This is a genomic window from Streptomyces sp. 7R007 (genome assembly GCF_054850255.1).
In genome coordinates this window covers 52,095-68,959 of record NZ_JBTWMV010000007.1, presented here as the reverse complement: position 1 = coordinate 68,959, position 16,865 = coordinate 52,095, and the positions used below count along the sequence as shown (strand labels likewise).

The following is a 16,865-nucleotide window of genomic DNA, read 5'->3' as shown; positions in this document are numbered from 1 at the left end:
CCCTCATGCAGGCCCGGAGGGACCGCGATGTGTCACGGCGCACCCGCCGGTGATGCCGTGGCCGCTCAGGCGGCGGCCGTGCTCGCCTTGCCTTCGCGCAGGCCGCGCAGCGCGGTGGACCAGGCGATCACCTGGTCGAGCATGTCGCCGACCGACGCCGCGAGGCCGTCGCCGGGCACGAAGGTGCCGGAGGCGAAGGCGGGGATCAGCGCGATGGCGGGCTGCGCGCGCACCGTGGCGACCTGGAGTTCGGCGAGCACGAGACGCAGCGCCTCGGCGGCCCGGACCCCGGCCGCCCACCCGCCGTAGCTGACGATGCCGGCGGCCTTGTCGTTCCACTCCCGGTAGATGAAGTCCAGCGCGTTCTTCAACGCCCCGGGAAAGGAGTGGTTGTACTCGGGGACGAGGAACACGTAGCCGTCGAAGCCGTCGATCAGCTCGGCCCACGCGCGGGTGTGGGGATGCTCGTACTGCTGGTGGCTGGGGTTGCCGGCCTCGTCCAGGTTGCCGAGGCCGTGGTGGGCGAGGTCGATGAGTTCGTAGTCGGCGCCGCCGTGTGCGCGGGCGGTGTCGAGCAGCCAGGACGCGATCTGGTCGCCCCGGCGTCCGGGCCGGGTGCTGCCGAGGATGATTCCGATGCGGAGGGCCATGTCATCCTTCCCAAAGAGTTGACGTGACAACTCTAGGGAGTCGCAAGTTGTCACGTCAACTCTGGCTCGGTAGCCTGGCCCCATGCGCGAACCCGACGCCCTGAAGCCCGAGCAGTGGGACCTCTGGGATACCTGGATGCGCGCGCAGCGCCTGCTCATGCAGGAGATCGACCGCCGCCTGCAGTCCGGATTCGGCATCTCCAAGGCGGAGTTCAGCGTCCTGGTGACCCTGCTGCGAGCACCTGACCGCGAGATGCGCGTGGTGGACATGGCGGCGTCACTGGGCTGGGAGAAGAGCCGGGTGTCGCATCAGCTCACGCGGATGGAGAACCGCGGTCTCGTGGTGCGCACCGAGAGCGGGGCGAGTGGGCGGCGCACAGGCGTCGAGCTGACGCCGGACGGGCGCCGTCTCGTGGAGAGCGCCGTCGTGGCACATGCCGACAACGTCCGCCGCTGCTTCTTCGAACCGCTCACCTCGGAGCAGGCCGCGGCCATCAGGGCCTGGAGCGACCAGATGATCGCCCGGGCCGAAGGCGCGTCGTAGACGGCATGTCGGGGAACGGCTGCCGCGCCGGGGCGACGCGCGAAGGTCCGCACTGTACACCGCGGGCCTTCGCGCGCGGCGAAGGGTGAGCCCGGCGTCGTCAGGTGAGGCGGATCTCCGGGTCGTACATGTCGAGCCACAGGGCGAGGTCGAGGGCGCGCTCCAGACCGCGGCGCTCGGCCTGGGTGCTCACCGGCGCCTCACGGTGGGCGACGCGGTGGAGGCGGTCGCGGTCGACGAGGTCGAAGACCCGGTGGCCGGGCCGGGTCAGCAGGTCCCTGGCCTGATCCTGGAGCGCGGCGGCGTACTTGGGGTCCTGGGTGGAGGGGTACGGGCTCTTGACCCGGTCGTAGACGGACCTGGGCAGCACGTCGGCGGTCGCCTCGCGCAGCAGGCTCTTCTCCCTGCCGTCGAAGGACTTCAGCGCCCAGGGCGTGTTGTAGACGTACTCCACGAGCCGGTGGTCGCAGAACGGGACCCGGACTTCGAGGCCGACGGCCATGCTCGCCCGGTCCTTGCGGTCGAGCAGGATGCGCACGAAGCGGGTGAGGTGCAGATGGCAGATGCGCCGCATCCGGTACTCGAAGTCGCTCTCGCCGTCGAGGCGTTGGATGCCGGTGACGGCGGTGCGGTAGCCGTCGGCGACGTAGCGGTCCAGGTCCAGCGCGTCGAGCAGGTCGGGGCGCAGGACCTCGGCGTCCTCGCCGAAGTGGCGGCCGAAGCTCACCAGCCAGGGGAAGGTGGTGCCGCGCCGGGCCTCCTCGTCGAAGAACTGCAGGTAGCCGCCGAAGACCTCGTCGGCGGACTCGCCGGACAGGGCGACGGTCGACTGGTCGCGAATCGCCCTGAACAGCAGGTACAGCGAGGCGTCCATGTCGCCGAGCCCGGCGGGCAGGTCGCGGGCCCGGATCACCTTGGCGCGCACGCCGGGGTCGGCGAGCGCCTGGGCGTCGAGGACGATGTCCTGGTGCTCGGTGTGGGCGGTGCGGGCCACGGCGTGCACGAACGGGGTGTCGGGGGTGCCGCGCAGTTCGTCGGCGACGAAGTGGTCGCTCTGGCCCACGAAGTCGACGGCGAAGCTGCGCACCTTCTCGCCGTGGGCGCCGAGTTGGCGGGCGGCGAGCGCGGTCATCGCGGAGGAGTCGAGGCCGCCGGAGAGCAGGGTGCAGCGCGGCACGTCGGCGACGAGCTGGCGGCGCACGATGTCGTCGAGGAGGGAGCGGACGGTGGCGATGGTGGTGTCGCGGTCGTCGGTGTGGGGCCGGGTCTCCAGTTCCCAGTAGACGCGCCGGTGCACGCCCGAGCGGTCGACCGTGACGACGGTGCCGGGCTCGACCTCCGCCATGCCGTCCCAGACGGCGTGCCCGGGCGTCTTGATCATGGTGAACAGCTCGCGCAGCCCGTCGAGGGTGACGCGGGCGGGGGCGAGGGGGTTGGCGAGGATGGCCTTGGGTTCGGAGCCGAACAGGACGCCGTCGGGCGTCGGGTAGTAGTAGAAGGGCTTGATGCCCATACGGTCCCGGATCATCACCAGCGTGTCGCGGCGGCCGTCCCACAGGGCGAAGGCGTACATGCCGTTGAGCCGCTCGGCGACCTCCTCGCCCCATTCCAGGTAGCCGCGCAGGACCACCTCGGTGTCGGAATCGGTGGTGAACTCGTGGCCGCGGGCGGTGAGTTCACGGCGCAGTTCGGTGAAGTTGTACGTCTCTCCCGAGTAGACGAGGGCCACGCTCCCGTGCGCGGTGTCGGCGCTCATCGGCTGCCGGCCGCCGGGCAGGTCGATGATCGCGAGCCTGCGGTGCCCGAGGGCCGCCGGTCCCTGCACCCAGGTGCCGCGGTCGTCGGGGCCCCGGCAGGCCATCGTCTCGGTCATCGCATCCAATGCGGCGGTCTCGGTGCGCAGGTCGCGGTCGAAGGAGATCCAGCCGGTGATGCCGCACATGGTGACGCCTCCCGCTCCACATCCTTGCCGGAAACCGGCTCTCACCTGCTCTTTCACGCGGGCGAGGCGACCGGACCGACAAAGAAGATGTAATTGCCATGTATATGCGAGAGTGTGCCCGGCGCCCCGAAGCGGTCAACACGGCCGTAACACCGCCGACCCGTGTGGGCCAACGTTTTCAGCCGTACTTTGCACACGTGAAACCCGACGGGCCGCCTGCCACCGGCCGATCCCGCCGCGATCCGGCCACGGGTAAAAACTTCTCCACCTCACCGCAGCAGTGCGAGGAGCGGTGCGGCCGGCAGCGGGTGACGGGTGTCGCCGCGGGGGCCCGTGGTCGTGGTGGCCATCAGCAGGGAGTTGAGGACGGCTTCCTCCACCGCGTCGAGCACGGCGAGGAACAGGGGGTCGAGTGCGTCGTCGGGCAGCACGGCGGGGCCGGCCGGCATGTCCGCGGGGCGGGTGCCGAAGGCGAGGCCGTAGTCGCCGCTGCCGTGCCCGTACGCGGCGCCCACCCGGCCCAGGCCGTAGACGGCACGGCGCGCCAGGCGGGTCAGCTGCCGGGCGTCCACCGGCGCGTCGGTCGCCGCCACGACCATGCAGGAGCCGTCGTCCGGCCCGGACCGCGGCTCGGCAAGACCCACGTCGGCCGGCGTCACCGTACGGCCGAGGACCCGGAGCGTGCCGCCGAAGTTCGCCTGGACCAGCACCCCGAGGGTGACCTCCCGCCCGGCGAGCGGCACCCGCCGCGACGAGGTGCCGATGCCCGCCTTGAACCCCAGGGCGGCCGTGCCGGTGCCCGCGCCGACGCACCCCTCGGCGACCGGCCCTGCCGAAGCGCCGTCGAGCGCGGCGCGGACGTGTTGCGCACCGACCGGGCGGGAGCGGATGTCGGACAGCAGCCCGTCGTTGCACTCCCCCACCACCGGGTTCACGCTCCGTGCCTCCGCTCCCTCGGGCCGCTCCAGGAGCCAGCCCACCAGGGCGTCGGCGACGCGGAACGCCGAGAGGGTCGAGGTGAGTAGGACGGGGGTCTCCAGCGTGCCCAGCTCGGCCGTCTGGGTGGCGCCGATCAGCTTTCCGTAGCCGTTGCCCGCGAACACCCCGGCCGGCCGCGGACTGCCGGGGCCCACCCCGTCGGGCACGATCGCGGTCACCCCGCTGTGCACCCGCGGCGGCGACTTCACCGTGGCGTGCCCCACGCGGACTCCGGGCACGTCCGTGATCGCGTTCAGCGGGCCGGTGGGCAAGTCGCCGACGATCAGGCCGAGTTCGCGGGCGCGGCGGGCCGCGGGGAGTGAGGACGGGGGCGGGTCCGGTACGGGTGCGCGCATGATCGGCACCTTAGCGGCGACGGGCACGGCTCCCGCCGGTCGGCCGGTGCGGACGGACGGAACGACCTCCTCGCGGGCGCGGGCTCCCAGCCTCCCACGACCGCCAAGGTCGCCCCATTGGCGGCGGTATCACGGCGGCGATGGGGGGTACCCCCTTGGGGGAGGTTGATGATGTTCGAGGCAGGCGACATCCGCGAATGGCGTGGTCATGATGTGGTCGACCCGCGCGGCCACAAGATCGGCACGCTGGAGGCGGTCTACGTGGACACCGCGACCGACCAGCCCTTCTTCGCGACGGTGACCGTGGGGCTGCCCACCCGCCGCCGTCTGACGTTCGTGCCGCTGACCGGCGCGACGGTCGGACCGGGCTATCTCAAGATCACCCAACCCAAGGACCTGGTGAAGAAGGCCCCCACGATCGACACCGACGGAGAGCTGCCGGCCTCCGACGAGCCGGGCATCTTCGCGCACTACGAACTCGACTACACGCCGGGGGCCGGCGGCGAGCGGCGTCTCGCCCGCCGCTGACCCCCCGAAGCCGCCGGGAGCACTGATGAGCCTGTTCCTGCTCCTCATCCTCGTAGCCCTCGTGCTGGGCATCATCGGATTCGCCGCGCACGGCCTGTTCTACCTGCTGATCATCGGCGCCGTCGTCCTGCTCGCCGACCTCGCCTACGCCGCCGTGCGCTTCCGCCGCGGCGGCCGCAAGCACCGCATCGCGCGCTGACCCGGCGACCGGCCCGCGGCCGCGACGCGCTCAGGCGTGGTCGGCGCAGCAGGGAGTGGGGTTGGGCACCTCGAACGGCGCGAGGGTGCCGCCCACCGCCGGGACGAGGGCGAGGGTGAGCCGCCCGGAGCGCCACTCGGGCCGGACGTGGTCGCGGGTGAGCACCGGCGTGGCGGGATCCGGGCCGGTGCCGTCCGTCGTGGCCGCGCCGATCACCGTCACACGCTCGATGGCGGTCGAGGCGAGCAGGTCGGCCACGGTCACCGTGCCGGTGAGCCGGTCCACCCCCGGATAGAGGACGGCGCGTCCGCCGAGCCGGCCCGTGTGCTCCGCGGCGGCCAGCGCCGCCGCGTGGGCGGCGATGGCCGGGCCGAGCCGGCGCTCGCCCAGAGCCGCGCCCGTCTCCGCCCGGTCCGGGGCGGCCAGCCGCCGCCAGGCCGCCTCGGCCGCCGCCGTGTCGGGCAGGGCGAGGGAGACCGCCGTACCGCGGCGGTCGTCGGTGCGGATCAGGTGGGTGCAGGCGAGAGTGGCGGCCGGCAGGCCGAGCTCGTCGGCCAGCCGGTGGACGAGGTGGTCGGCCTCGCGCAGGCTCACCGTGCCGGCGTCCACCCCGAGAACGGGGCGGACGCCGGACGCGTGGCGGGGTGCGCTCATGCGGGCAGGACCCACATGGGGTTGGAGTAGAACCACAGGTCCTTCCACGGGTCGGCGTCCCCGAGGACGTCCATCGCCGGGCCGGCCGGGTCGACGGAGGCGCCGTTGACGCCGACGGCGGAGCGGTTGCCGTCGGTGCCGCGCAGTCGTACGTACAGCGGCTTGTCCACCTTGCCCAGCGAGTAGGTCAGACGCACGGTGCCGGTGGCCCTGTTCACGTCGAAGGACTTCACCACCTTGGTGGTGGGCGTGGCGAAGATGTCCTTGTCGGAGACCGGGCCGGTGACGTGGCCCTGGATGACGTCGACGCGGGCCAGCGTGGGCACGAACTGCGCCCAGTTGGGGCCGTTGGCCAGGCTGATCTCGACGACCAGGTCGACCTGGCTGCCGCGGCGCACCTGCAGCATGCCGCCGAGGGTGACGGACCGGTAGCCCGACCGCAGCTGGGCGTTGAGGCCGCTGATCAGGCCGCCGTGGTCCACCCAGACCCGGCCGGCCCGGATGCCGTCCATGACCGCCTTGTAGGAGAACGACGCGGCGCCGACGTGCGTACGGCTGTACTGGCCGGGCCAGAAGTCGGTGTCGCCCAGGTTCAGGCCGCCGCCGTAGACCGGGTCGTTGTACTTGCCGTTGCCGGCGAAGTCGCTGTTCGCGCCGCGTACGGCCGTGTCGGCGTAGACGTTGTGGGAGTCGGAGTTGGCGGTGATCCACCACGGCTTGCCCTCGGCGAGCAGGCTGTCCCACAGCCCGCCGACCGTGGCGGTCATCCAGTCGAAGCCGCCCCAGGTGCGGTAGCTCTCCAGCGGGTAGGCCGCGAAGGAGTCGGCGCTGGGGCTGTTGTCGTAGCCGCCGCGCCCGGAGCCGGGACCCTGCGGGGCGGCGATGCCGGCGGCCTGGTGGCCGGGGGCGCCCTCCATGCCGACGGCGATGGCGGGCTGCGCGTCGCGCCAGGCGCGGATCTCGTGCGGGGAGTCGATGCCCTTGCGCGCGGGGTGGTTGGCGAGGAACAGCGCGTCCTTGACCTTGCGGCGCCGGACCTGCTCGGCGAGGAAGTTCACGCCGGCGATGGCCAGGGCCTCGTTGGCCGGGGTGTTGGCCGTGGCCTTCTGCACGGCGCCGTCGAAGGAGTTCTCGAACTCCTTGAGGACGGCGACCTCGTTGCTGCCGGGGTGGACGAAGACGGTGCCGTGCTCGGCGGCCGGGATGTTCCACTCCAGGCCCTGGAAGACCAGGGTGTCCTCGACCTTGGCGCGGGCGGCGACGATGTCCGGGTTGACCTTCTCCACACCGATCTTGGCGTGCGTCTCGCTGCCGTGGTCGGTGATGACCATCCAGTCCAGGCCGTGCGCGTTGGCCTGGCGGACGTGGTCGATGACCCGGTACTTGGCGTCGGAGCTGTACTGGGTGTGGATGTGGTGGTCGCCGGCCAGCCACAGGTAGCCGCCGGAGCGCGGGTCGCCCGTCCCGGACGACCCGGCCGGGGACGCGGCTGCCTCCCCCGCGCCCGCGAGCACGCTGCCCGCCGCCAGCCCCGCGCCGAGCAGACCGGCCCGGCGCAGCATGGAACGCCGCGAGAGCTGACCGGGGCTCAGTTCCTCGTCCGGGACGGTCATGTCGAGGGCGGGCGGCAGGGAGGCCGTCTCCGCGCCGTCGTGGTGATGGTGGTGGCCGTGGCCATGGCCGTGTCTGTGGTCGTGACTCATCTCAACTCCCGCTGGCAGCAACGACGTCCACGCGTCGGGGGGCGTGCAGATTCTGCGAAGGCCGGGTGACGCGCGGGAGTCCGGATGATGATGCGACGTGGAAGGAGGGATGTGCAGCGGGAGGCGGCGCGCGGCCCGGGCGGCGCTCGGCGCCTACTTGGACTCGACCCGCCCGTACGCGTCCGGGCCGCTGGTGAGGGCCTGACGGGCCTGCCGCCAGGCGTCGTCACCGGGCCGGAACGCGCTGCGCAGGTAGGCGGCGGTCAGCTGCGCGAGGGCGGCGACCAGCTCGGGGTTCTCGTCCGTGGTCTCGGCGGCGTCGTACCCTGCGGTCCCGCCGAGTCCGTGCTCGGCGCCGAACAGGGTGAGCAGCGTCTTGGGGCCCGGGGCGAGATGGTAGGGGTCGGCGTGCCAGTCCGGCCCGACGTCCGTGAAGTGCCGGGAGTCGTCCTTGTCGCCGGCGACGACCAGCGCGGGGGTGGTCATCCGGGAGAAGTCGACGGTGCGGAAGAAGGGCACCCGGTCGGCCATCTCCCCGTTCAGGGCGTCGCCGCCCCGACCGGGCGCGGCCAGCAGGATGCCCTGCGTGATGCGGGGCTCGGTCAGGTCCGCCTCCGGCCCGTCGTCGGGGCCGGTGACCCGGGCGCCGAGCAGCAGGCCGGCGGTGAAGCCGCCGAGCGAGTGCCCGGCGACGGCGACGCTGTCGTGGTCCACGCGCCCGGCCAGGTGCGGGACGGCGTTCTCGATCACGTCGAGCCGGTCGAGGATGTGGGTCATGTCCTCGGCGCGCGAACGCCAGAAGAAGGGCGCTCCGGGAAGCGTGGCGAGGCGGTGGCCGAGTGTCCTGGAGCTGAGGTGGGTGGGCTGGATGACGACGAAGCCGAGTTCGGCCCAGCGCTGGGCGATCGGGGCGTAGCCGTTGAGCGAGGAGAGGTTGTTGGACGGGCCGTGCCCGTGGGACAGGAGGATGACCGGCAGGTCGCGCCCGGTCGCTGGGGCGGTGACGCGGACGTGGAGGTCCACGGGGCGTCCGGGCACGGGCAGGACCAGCGGGCTGAACGAGAGAACGGGGGTGGATGCGCTCATGGCGCGTCTCCTTCACTTCGGAGCAGGAAGCGGAACATCGCTCCACTTACGATACGGAACGCCGTTCCGCTTTGCAAGGGGCGCCGTCCGAGTCGTCGCCGCGCGAAAACACGCGTGCGTGCGGGATCTCGGCCGTGTCACGATGCCGTCGGAGGGCGAGGTCACGTGGACGAGGTGAGGCGGTTCCGGCAGGCGCTGGTCACGTGGGCGGCGCGCGGGTCGGGGGCCGGCGCGGCCGCGGCGGAGGCACGCGGGCTGGCCGGCGACGGCGTGCGCGCGATCGTGCTCGTCGAGGGCGGCAGCGACCAGGCCGCGCTGGAGGCGCTGGCCCTGCGCCACGGCCGCGACCTGGGCGCGGAGGGCGTCGCCGTGGTGCCGCTGGGCGGGGCGACGAACATCGGGCGCTTCCTGGACGTGTGCGGTCCCCCCGGACTCGGCCTCCCGCTGGCCGGCCTCTGCGACATCGGCGAGGAACGGCACTTCCGGCGCCACCTGGAGCGCGTCGGCCTCGGGTCGGGCCTGACCTCCGAGGGGCTGGAGAGGCTCGGGTTCCACATCTGCGTCGCCGACCTGGAGGACGAACTGATCCGCGCCCTCGGCGCCGACGGCGTACAGCAGGTGATCGACGCCCAGGGCGAGAGACGCCCCTTCCAGACCTTCCGGAACCAACCGGCCCAGCGCGAGAGGCCCGTGGAACACCAACTGCGCCGCTTCATGGGCACGCACAGCGGCCGCAAGGCGCTCTACGCCCAGGCGCTGGTCGCCCAACTGCCCCTGGACCGCATGCCGAGGCCGCTGGAGCGGCTGCTCGCACGCGTCTGACAGGGCTACGGCGTCAGCGCCACGACCGGCGCTCCGCCGGAAGCCGTCATCCGCCGTCGCGGCTCGGGGACGGCGAGGTCGTGGCCGAGCGCTCGGGGTCCGGGCCGCCGGAGTTCCGCCAGGCCCGGATCAGCTGGGCGAGGCGGCGGGACGGGGTCTCGCTCGGAACGAACAGGACGACCGCGACCAGGACCAGCGCGCTCGCCGTGAGTCCCGCGATCGTCCAGACGGGCGGGCCCCCGCGCGCCACGGCCACCACGAAGGCGGCCGCAGCCCCCACCAGGCCGCCGACGCGGGCCGCCACGTTCACCATCGCCGCTGTTCCCGACCGGCCGGGCGCCGCAGGGTCAGGGACAGCCGGGGCGTGCGGAGCAGAACGCGGACGGTGAAGCGGGCTCGGGCCCGTCGCCCGGTGAGGACGCCCATCTCCGCCTGCCATTCCTCCCGCCAGCGTCCCCGATGACCGGCGGGCAGCAGCAGGGTGGGGATCGCCCACACCAGGGGGGTGCGCCGCAGGACGGCGGAGGACAGCTCGTGCAGTTCGCGGCTCACGTCGGTCAGGCCGACGGCACCGGCCAGGGGTGCGAGGACGTCGAGAGTCTCGCGGGCCTTGCGGTGGCGGGTGGCCGGGGCGAGGTACGCAATGGTGCGCATGTTGTGCAGCCGGTCGGCGAGACGGATGGCCAGCACGGCCTCCGTCCGGGACGGCGGGACGTCCGGCAGGGCGGATGACGGCGTGGTACCCGGGGACGGAGCCGGCCCGAGCTGCGCGTTGCGGGCCGCCACGACCAGTTCGGCGATGTCTTCGCCGAAGCGGGCGGCCACGCGGCCCGGCGGGCAGGACGTGTCCTCGATGTCGTGCAGCAGGGCCGCGCAGACGACGGACGTCGGCATGCCGAGTTCGGCGACGATCGCGGCGACGGCCACGCAGTGGGTGACGTACGGGTCCCCGCTGCGGCGGAACCGCCCCGCGTGCCAGCGGGCGGCCTCGTCGTGGGCGTGCCGGACAAGCGCGAGGTCGGCGTCGGCGTGATGCGTGCGTACGGCGGCCAACACCCCCGCGAGGGAAGGGGCGTGGGAAGCGCGGACGCCCCGGCGCCGCGCCGACCGGCGCCCGGGCCTCATGACACTCCTCCGTCACCGACCGGACGGGTGGCGGCCCATCCCGGAAGGGGCTGCTTGCGGGCGCGGTAGACACGCGCCAGGGCGATGCGGGCCTGTTCCGCGCCGTCCTCGGTGATGCGGTAGAAGCGGCGGCGCGGACGGCCGGCCTCCTCGTGCACGGCGGGGTCCTCCCAGACACTGTCCACCCAGCCGACCCGTTCCAGACGGGCGAGGATCGGATAGATCGTGCCCGACGGCAGCCCCGCCAGCTCGCACAGCTCAAGGCCGTAGCGCTGCCTGGCGGGATCCTCCAGCAAAGCCCGCAGCACCAGTTGGGTCTGCAAGGTCATACGCGGCGAACCCATAATCGTACTCTACATAGCCTATATACGGACTGTCCAGGCTCCCTGATCCCCCGTCAGGTCAGGGCGTCGCCCGCGGCAGGAGGGCTCGTCGTCAGCCGGGGCATGCCGCTCTGTTCGTGCTCGATCAGACCCGCGGAGACGCGCATCGTCTGGAAGACCAGGGTGAGGCAGTCGGAGAGGTTGCGGCTGCGGCGGGCGCGGTGGGCGGGGCCGGCGGCGAAGACGAACCACGGTTCACCGAGGAAGCACCACTGCCAGTCGGGGTCACGGACGTCGAGGGGTGGTTCAACGGCCATGGCCGGGGGTCGAGTTCACTCAGTGCGGTGAGGACGCCCCAGAAGCGGGCGTGGCCCTGTTCGAGTTCCGTGTCGGGGGCGGCGGTCCGGTCCGTCCGCGGTGGGCCCACGGCGACGATCAGCGACTGTCTCGCCCGGCTCGCGCCGGACAGATCCCGGAACGCCTCGACACTCAACGCGAGTTGCCGTATGCCCCGGGAGCCGTGCCGGTGGTCCGCAGCGGTGAACCGGTTGTCCTGCCGCTGCTGCGCCTGCACGCCGAACGGGCAGGGGTACGACGGTGAACCCAACAGGGCGGCCACGAACCGGCCGTGCGCGGAGACCAGCCAGGCGAGCGGGCGGCCGGCACGCGCCGCACCCTGAGCGGCCTGGCCCGTGTGCGTGCCGTCGAGGTCGGCGTCGCTCCACAACCTTGCCTGCCCCATCGCTTCTCCTCCCGGTCACAGCAGACGGTCGGCCAGTTCGGCGATGCCCCTTCCGTCGTACGTGCGCAGCAAGTGCCGCAGGTCGGCCAGGGCGGGTTCGTTGTCGGGGGCGGTCACGCCCATGGAGCGTGTGCGCTCGCGCCACCTCGCGTCGTCGCCGGCCGCCTCCGCCAGGGCACCGAAGCCCGAACCGTGCTCGTCGCGCCGGCGCAGGACGCCGAGGAGGGCGGGCCACCGGGTGATGATCTCGGCGAGGACGACGAGGCACCCGGCACGCGTGACCGCCGCACCGGCGTCGGTGAGCGAGGCGGCGGGCATCAGGTGGACGGCCTGCTCGGCCGCCGGGACCGGGCCGGCTCGCGGACGTCCGGCTGGTCGGTGACGTCCCGCGCGTGGGCTGCACCTTCATCGACGGCGTCGGGAAGATGCCGCCGGTCGAGGTGACCCCGGCTTGCGTCAGGACGGCGCGTGTTCCTGGTCGGCCACCGTCGTGGCGTGTCGGCGCACGTGGTCGAGGAAGCGGGCGGAGTTCGGCGGGAGGGTGCGCGAGGTCAGCCAGGCGATGCCGATGTCGCGGGCGCTGTCGACGTCGGTCACCTCCAGGTAGGTGGGCGCGGTGGCGGGCACGGCGGCGTGCGGGCGGGGGACGAGGGCGACACCGAGCCCGGCCCCGACCAGGCCGCGCAGGGTGGCCACCTCGTCGCCCTCGAAGCCGACCCGGGGGGTGAAGCCGGCGGTGCGGCACAGCGCCTCGGTGACGGAGCGCAGTCCCTGCTCGTGCCGCAGCAGGATGAACGGCTCGTCGGCGACCTCGGCCAGCCGGGCCCGCCGGCGCCGGGCGAGCCGGTGACCGGGGGGCACGGCCAGCCACAGCGGCTCCTCCAGCAGGCGCCGCCAGGTGATCAGGGGGTGGCCCGGGTCGCCGGCGGTCAGCAGCAGGTCGGCCGTGCCGTGCAGCAGGTGCTGGACGAGCACGGCCTCGCTGCCCTGGTGCAGCTCGAACCGGGAGCGCGGGAAGCGGGTGCGGAAACCGGTGATCAGCGGCGGCAGCAGCCAGGTGCCCAGGGAGTGCAGGAAGGCCAGCGGGATCAGACCGGCTTCCGGGGAGACGGTCTCGTGGACCGCGCGCAGGCCGCGGTCCAGCTCCTCCAGCGCGGCGTCCGCGTGCTCCTTGAAGGCACGCCCCGCCGGTGTCAGCCGCAGCACCCGGCCCACCTGCTGGAACAGCTCGGCCCCGACCTCGTGCTCGAGCCGCCTGAGCGCACGCGAGAGGGCCGGCTGGGTCAGGTGCGCGTCCGCGGCGGCCTGGGTCACCGTGGCACCCTCGGCCACGGCCAGGAAACACCGCAGCACCTGCACGTCCATGAGATCCATGTTACTGACGCATGGAACGACACGTATGCAGGCATTGGACGCATGGGACCGTGACGGGGACCCTGGGAGGGACGGGCGGCCGACACCCGCCCCTCCCCCACTCGTACGGAGCGACGATGAACACCCGCTGGAACGCGCAGGAGAACCGGCTCGAGACCTCGGCGCGGGGGCGTGCCGTGCTGGCCGATCCCCGTCTGAACCGGGGCACGGCCTTCACGGAGCGCGAACGCCGGGACCTGGGCCTGGACGGCCTGATCCCGCCGCGTGTGCTCACCCTGGACGAGCAGGCCGACCGCGCCTACGGCCAGTACCGCGCCCAGCCCAGCGACCTGGCCAAGCACGTCAACCTCACCGCGCTGCACGACCGCAACGAGGTGCTGTTCTACCGGCTCCTGGGCGACCACCTCGCCGAGATGCTGCCCATCGTCTACACGCCCACGGTCGGCACCGCCATCGAGCGCTACAGCAGCGAGTACCGGCGCCCGCGCGGCATCTACCTGTCGGTGGACGCGCCCGAGGACATCGAACCGGCCCTGCGCGCCTCCGGGTTGACGGCCGAGGACGTCGATCTCGTCGTGGCCACCGACGGCGAGGCCATCCTCGGCATCGGCGACTGGGGCGTGGGCGGCATCGACATCTCCGTCGGCAAGCTGGCCGTGTACACGGCGGCGGCCGGCATCGACCCGTCCCGCACCCTCGCCGTGGTCCTCGACGTCGGCACCAACCGCGAGCAGCTCCTGGACGATCCGCTGTACCTGGGCAACCGCCACCCCCGGGTGGACACGCCGACGTACGACGCGTTCATCGACGCCTACGTCACCACCGCGGCCCGCCTCTTCCCCCACGCGCTGCTGCACTTCGAGGACTTCGGACCGGCCAACGCCCGCCGCATCCTGGACCGTTACCGCGGCGAGCGGTTCGTCTTCAACGACGACATCCAGGGCACGGGCGCGGTCAACCTCGCCGCGGTCCTGTCGGGCGTACGGGTCAGCGGGCTGCCGCTGCCCGAGCACCGCGTCGTCGTCTTCGGCGCCGGTACGGCCGGCATGGGCGTCGCCGACCAGCTGCGGGACGCCATGGTCGCCGAGGGCCTCACCCGTGAGGAGGCCACCGGGCGGGTCTGGGCGGTGGACCGCTACGGGCTGCTCACCCATGGCCAGGAGGGACTGCGGGACTTCCAGGCCGCCTACGCCCGCTCGGCCGACGAGGTGGCCGACTGGCGGCAGGACGAGAAGGTCGGCGGCATCCCCCTGGAGGAAGTGGTCCGGCAAGTCCGGCCGACCGTGCTGATCGGCACCTCCGGCCAGGGCGGCGCCTTCACCGAGAGCCTCGTGCGGGAGATGGCCGCGCACACCGAGCGCCCCATCATCCTGCCGATGTCCAACCCGACCCGCCTGGCCGAGGCCGTCCCCGCACAGCTGCTGGACTGGACCGACGGCCGGGCGCTCGTGGCGACCGGCAGCCCGTTCGAGCCGGTCACCCGGGACGGGGTCACCTACGAGATCGGCCAGGCCAACAACGCGCTGGTCTTCCCCGGCCTGGGACTCGGCGCCGTCGTCGCCCGCGCCACCCGGGTCACCGACGCCATGCTCTCCGCCGCCGCGCACGCCGTCGCCGCGCAGGTCGACTCCGGCACTCCCGGCGCCTCCCTGCTGCCGCACACCACGCGGCTGCGGCGCACCTCGGCCGCGGTGGCGGTCGCCGTGGCCCGGGCCGCGGCCCAGGACGGCGTCGCCCGGGAGACCGTGGACGACACCATCGAGGAGCGGGTGCGCCAGGCGATGTGGGAACCGGTCTACCGGCCCATCGCCGCGGTCTGACCGGCTGAGCGGCAGGTGCCCGTATGCACACCGACGTGAAGCCCGCGCAGTTCCGGGCCGGGCCCGTGAAGCCTCCACGGCGCGTGGCCGGGCTCCGCGCCGTCGCGGCCCGGGCCCGGCAGGCGCTCACCGGTGGGACGAGGGACGGCCGGGTGCTCGCCCCGCTGCTGATCCTGACCCTGCTCAGCGGCGTCATCGACGCCGTCAGCCTGCTCGGGCTCGGCCATGTCTTCGTGGCGAACATGACCGGCAACCTCGTCCTCATCGGCCTGGCGCTCGCCGGCGCCCCCGGGTCCTCGCCGGCCGGTCCGCTGACGGCGCTCGGCGGCTTCGTCCTGGGCGCCCTGCTGGTCCGTACGGTGGCGCCGGACCGCGTCGGCCACCGTACGCTGCTCGGGCTGTGCGCGGCGGCGGAGGCCGCCCTCTTCACGGCGGCGATCCCGGTCCGGTCCCCCACACCGGTCCCCGTCCTGCTGTGCGCGGTGGCGCTGGGCCTGCAGAACGCGGCCGTCCGGCGGCTGGGCGTACCGGGACTGACCACGACGGTCATGACCAGCACACTGACCGGGCTGGTCGGCAGCCGCGCCCAGGAGCGCACACCGTCGACGGCCGTACGTCAGGCCTGCAGTGTCCTCACCCTGATCGCCGGTGCCGCGCTCGGTACGGTCGTCATCCGCCTGGCCGGTACGCGCTGGGCGCTGGCCCTGGTGGCCGGGCTGGCCGTCCTCGTCGCCCTGACCGTCCTGGTCACCGTGAGGTGTCCCGGGACATGGCGGTCAGCCAGTCGGTGAGGATCCGGTTCACCTCGGCGGGGCGTTCCTGCTGGATCCAGTGACCGCAGTCGTCCAGGAGGTGGGAGGAGACCAGGCCCGGCAGCGTGGTCGGGTACGCGTCGACCGCGTCGGCCAGCCACATCGTGGAGGCGTCCAGGCGACCGCCGACGAACAACGACGGCTGCGTCAGAGGGGCGCCGTCGTAGGCGGCGAGGTCCTCCCAGTCGCGGTCCATGCTGCGGTACCGGTTCAGCGCGCCCGTCAGGCCGGTGCGCTCGAACTCCCCGGCGTAGACGTCGAGATCGCCCTCATCGAGCCAGCCGGGCAGCCCGCCCGCGGGGAACCGGTCGCGCAGCATCCCGCCCTTGCAGACGAAGTGCGGATCCGCCGCCCGCGGCCCGGGCATGGTGTCGCCGGACAGGGCCGCGTAGAACCCCGCGAGCCAGCCGCGCACGTCGGGCTCGATCTCCGCCTCGGCGCGGCCGGGCTGCTGGAAGTAGGAGACGTAGAACTCCTCGTCGCCGCCCATCCGGGCGAAGACCTCGCTGGGCCGCGGACCACCGCGGGGCGTGTAGGGGACGCTGAGCAGGCCCACCGCACGGAAGACCTCCGGGTGCAGCAGGGCGGAGTTGGCGGCGATCGCCGACCCCCAGTCGTGGCCGACGATCACGGCCGACTCCTCGCCCAGGGCGCGCACCACCGCGACGTTGTCCGCCACCAGGTCGAGCATCCGGTACGCGGACGGGTCGGCGGGCTTGGACGAGCGGCCGTAACCCCGCACGTCGACGGCGACGGCGCGGTATCCGGCCGCCGCCAGCGCGGGCAGCTGGCGGCGCCAGGAGTACCAGGACTCGGGGAAGCCGTGCACGAGCAGCACCAGCGGTCCCCTGCCCTGCTCCACCAGATGGATGCGGCCCGCCGGCGAGGCGACCAGACGATGGGTGACATCCGTGACGTGGTGCGACATGCGTCCTCCGATTCCAGCGGCCCGCCCTGGCCACGGGAGACTCCCGGTCCGCCGTGGCCGCGGCTCGACACCGATCATGCTGGGGGCGCCGCCGCGGGAGGGAGGCTTGTTGCCGTTTCGGCAACCCGCCGGTGCGCCGCGCCGGGCACGGGCGCCCGCCCGGCCGTACCGGGTCCGCATCGGGCACGGGCGCCCGTACGACCGCGCGGGGTCAGCGTCACCGCACGGCGGCGGAGTCAACGCTCGGGCAGCGGACGGCAAAGGCAGTGGCAAGGAACA

Annotated in this window: 18 protein-coding genes and 1 pseudogene; 6 read left to right on the top strand and 13 right to left on the bottom strand. The window is 73.3% G+C overall.

All coding sequences use genetic code 11. The annotated features are described in order from the left end of the window. Positions 1 to 65 precede the first annotated feature (65 nt). On the bottom strand, positions 66 to 650 hold the full coding sequence (locus tag ACYF6T_RS11710) for an NADPH-dependent FMN reductase (protein ID WP_461695734.1): 585 nt from the start codon (positions 648 to 650) through the stop codon (positions 66 to 68). 82 nt (positions 651 to 732) lie between these two features. Here ACYF6T_RS11710 and ACYF6T_RS11705 point away from each other — a divergent pair, with 82 nt between their 5' ends. Beyond that, the gene (locus ACYF6T_RS11705) at positions 733 to 1,194 is read left to right on the top strand and encodes a MarR family winged helix-turn-helix transcriptional regulator (RefSeq protein WP_461695733.1); all 462 of its coding nucleotides are present in this window, start codon (positions 733 to 735) and stop codon (positions 1,192 to 1,194) included. A 100-nt stretch (positions 1,195 to 1,294) separates the two neighbouring features. On the opposite strand, the gene asnB is transcribed toward ACYF6T_RS11705, so the two are convergent. Then, entirely contained in the window at positions 1,295 to 3,136 is a 1,842-nt protein-coding gene (gene asnB / locus ACYF6T_RS11700) for an asparagine synthase (glutamine-hydrolyzing) (RefSeq protein WP_461695732.1), read from the bottom strand. 269 nt (positions 3,137 to 3,405) lie between these two features. Then, the gene (locus ACYF6T_RS11695; protein ID WP_461695731.1) at positions 3,406 to 4,470 is read right to left on the bottom strand and encodes a P1 family peptidase; all 1,065 of its coding nucleotides are present in this window, start codon (positions 4,468 to 4,470) and stop codon (positions 3,406 to 3,408) included. Positions 4,471 to 4,641: 171 nt separating this feature from the next. On the opposite strand from ACYF6T_RS11695, the gene ACYF6T_RS11690 reads away from it, so the two are divergent. Next, entirely contained in the window at positions 4,642 to 4,998 is a 357-nt protein-coding gene (locus ACYF6T_RS11690; protein ID WP_461696012.1) for a PRC-barrel domain-containing protein, read from the top strand. 25 nt (positions 4,999 to 5,023) lie between these two features. Beyond that, the gene (locus ACYF6T_RS11685; RefSeq protein WP_461695730.1) at positions 5,024 to 5,197 is read left to right on the top strand and encodes a hypothetical protein; all 174 of its coding nucleotides are present in this window, start codon (positions 5,024 to 5,026) and stop codon (positions 5,195 to 5,197) included. Between the two features lie 30 nt (positions 5,198 to 5,227). Here ACYF6T_RS11685 and ACYF6T_RS11680 read toward each other — a convergent pair whose 3' ends face one another. From ACYF6T_RS11680 to ACYF6T_RS11670, 3 genes are all read right to left on the bottom strand, one after another. Next, positions 5,228 to 5,851, bottom strand: a complete 624-nt coding sequence (locus ACYF6T_RS11680; protein ID WP_461695729.1) for a hypothetical protein — start codon at positions 5,849 to 5,851, stop codon at positions 5,228 to 5,230. Beyond that, positions 5,848 to 7,554 carry a PHP domain-containing protein gene (locus ACYF6T_RS11675; protein ID WP_461695728.1) on the bottom strand — a complete coding sequence of 569 codons (1,707 nt, stop codon included), beginning with the start codon at positions 7,552 to 7,554 and terminating at the stop codon, positions 5,848 to 5,850. The genes ACYF6T_RS11680 and ACYF6T_RS11675 overlap by 4 nt, the downstream gene beginning before the upstream one ends. 153 nt (positions 7,555 to 7,707) lie before the next feature. Then, complete coding sequence (locus ACYF6T_RS11670) at positions 7,708 to 8,640, bottom strand: alpha/beta hydrolase family protein (RefSeq protein ID WP_461695727.1); 933 nt, start codon at positions 8,638 to 8,640, stop codon at positions 7,708 to 7,710. A gap of 165 nt (positions 8,641 to 8,805) precedes the next feature. Between ACYF6T_RS11670 and ACYF6T_RS11665 the strand changes: the two genes are divergently transcribed. Further along, the gene (locus ACYF6T_RS11665; RefSeq protein ID WP_461695726.1) at positions 8,806 to 9,462 is read left to right on the top strand and encodes a TOPRIM nucleotidyl transferase/hydrolase domain-containing protein; all 657 of its coding nucleotides are present in this window, start codon (positions 8,806 to 8,808) and stop codon (positions 9,460 to 9,462) included. A 46-nt stretch (positions 9,463 to 9,508) separates the two neighbouring features. On the opposite strand, the gene ACYF6T_RS11660 is transcribed toward ACYF6T_RS11665, so the two are convergent. From ACYF6T_RS11660 to ACYF6T_RS11635, 6 genes and pseudogenes are all read right to left on the bottom strand, one after another. Next, positions 9,509 to 9,775: a hypothetical protein gene (locus ACYF6T_RS11660; RefSeq protein ID WP_461695725.1), complete on the bottom strand. Its 267-nt coding sequence runs from the start codon at positions 9,773 to 9,775 to the stop codon at positions 9,509 to 9,511. Continuing rightward, entirely contained in the window at positions 9,769 to 10,587 is an 819-nt protein-coding gene (locus ACYF6T_RS11655; protein ID WP_461695724.1) for an HD domain-containing protein, read from the bottom strand. Before ACYF6T_RS11655 ends, ACYF6T_RS11660 begins: the two co-directional genes overlap by 7 nt. After that, positions 10,584 to 10,916 carry a PadR family transcriptional regulator gene (locus ACYF6T_RS11650; RefSeq protein ID WP_461695722.1) on the bottom strand — a complete coding sequence of 111 codons (333 nt, stop codon included), beginning with the start codon at positions 10,914 to 10,916 and terminating at the stop codon, positions 10,584 to 10,586. The genes ACYF6T_RS11655 and ACYF6T_RS11650 overlap by 4 nt, the downstream gene beginning before the upstream one ends. 68 nt (positions 10,917 to 10,984) lie before the next feature. Continuing rightward, positions 10,985 to 11,652 (bottom strand): annotated as a pseudogene (locus ACYF6T_RS11645) (YqcI/YcgG family protein). A 15-nt stretch (positions 11,653 to 11,667) separates the two neighbouring features. Continuing rightward, positions 11,668 to 11,970, bottom strand: coding sequence for a hypothetical protein (locus tag ACYF6T_RS11640; RefSeq protein WP_461695721.1), 303 nt, complete (start codon positions 11,968 to 11,970; stop codon positions 11,668 to 11,670). Positions 11,971 to 12,108: 138 nt separating this feature from the next. Further along, positions 12,109 to 13,017 (bottom strand): LysR family transcriptional regulator, encoded by a 909-nt coding sequence (locus ACYF6T_RS11635; protein WP_461695719.1) that lies wholly within the window; start codon positions 13,015 to 13,017, stop codon positions 12,109 to 12,111. A gap of 125 nt (positions 13,018 to 13,142) precedes the next feature. Here ACYF6T_RS11635 and ACYF6T_RS11630 point away from each other — a divergent pair, with 125 nt between their 5' ends. Continuing rightward, the gene (locus ACYF6T_RS11630) at positions 13,143 to 14,846 is read left to right on the top strand and encodes an NAD-dependent malic enzyme (protein WP_461695718.1); all 1,704 of its coding nucleotides are present in this window, start codon (positions 13,143 to 13,145) and stop codon (positions 14,844 to 14,846) included. A gap of 23 nt (positions 14,847 to 14,869) precedes the next feature. Further along, a complete protein-coding gene (locus tag ACYF6T_RS11625; protein ID WP_461695717.1) occupies positions 14,870 to 15,637 on the top strand; it encodes a YoaK family protein in 768 nt (255 codons plus the stop codon). Here the strand turns inward: ACYF6T_RS11625 and ACYF6T_RS11620 are convergent. After that, positions 15,594 to 16,586 (bottom strand): alpha/beta fold hydrolase, encoded by a 993-nt coding sequence (locus tag ACYF6T_RS11620; RefSeq protein ID WP_461695715.1) that lies wholly within the window; start codon positions 16,584 to 16,586, stop codon positions 15,594 to 15,596. The two genes, ACYF6T_RS11625 and ACYF6T_RS11620, sit on opposite strands and share 44 nt — an antisense overlap. Positions 16,587 to 16,865: the final 279 nt, after the last annotated feature.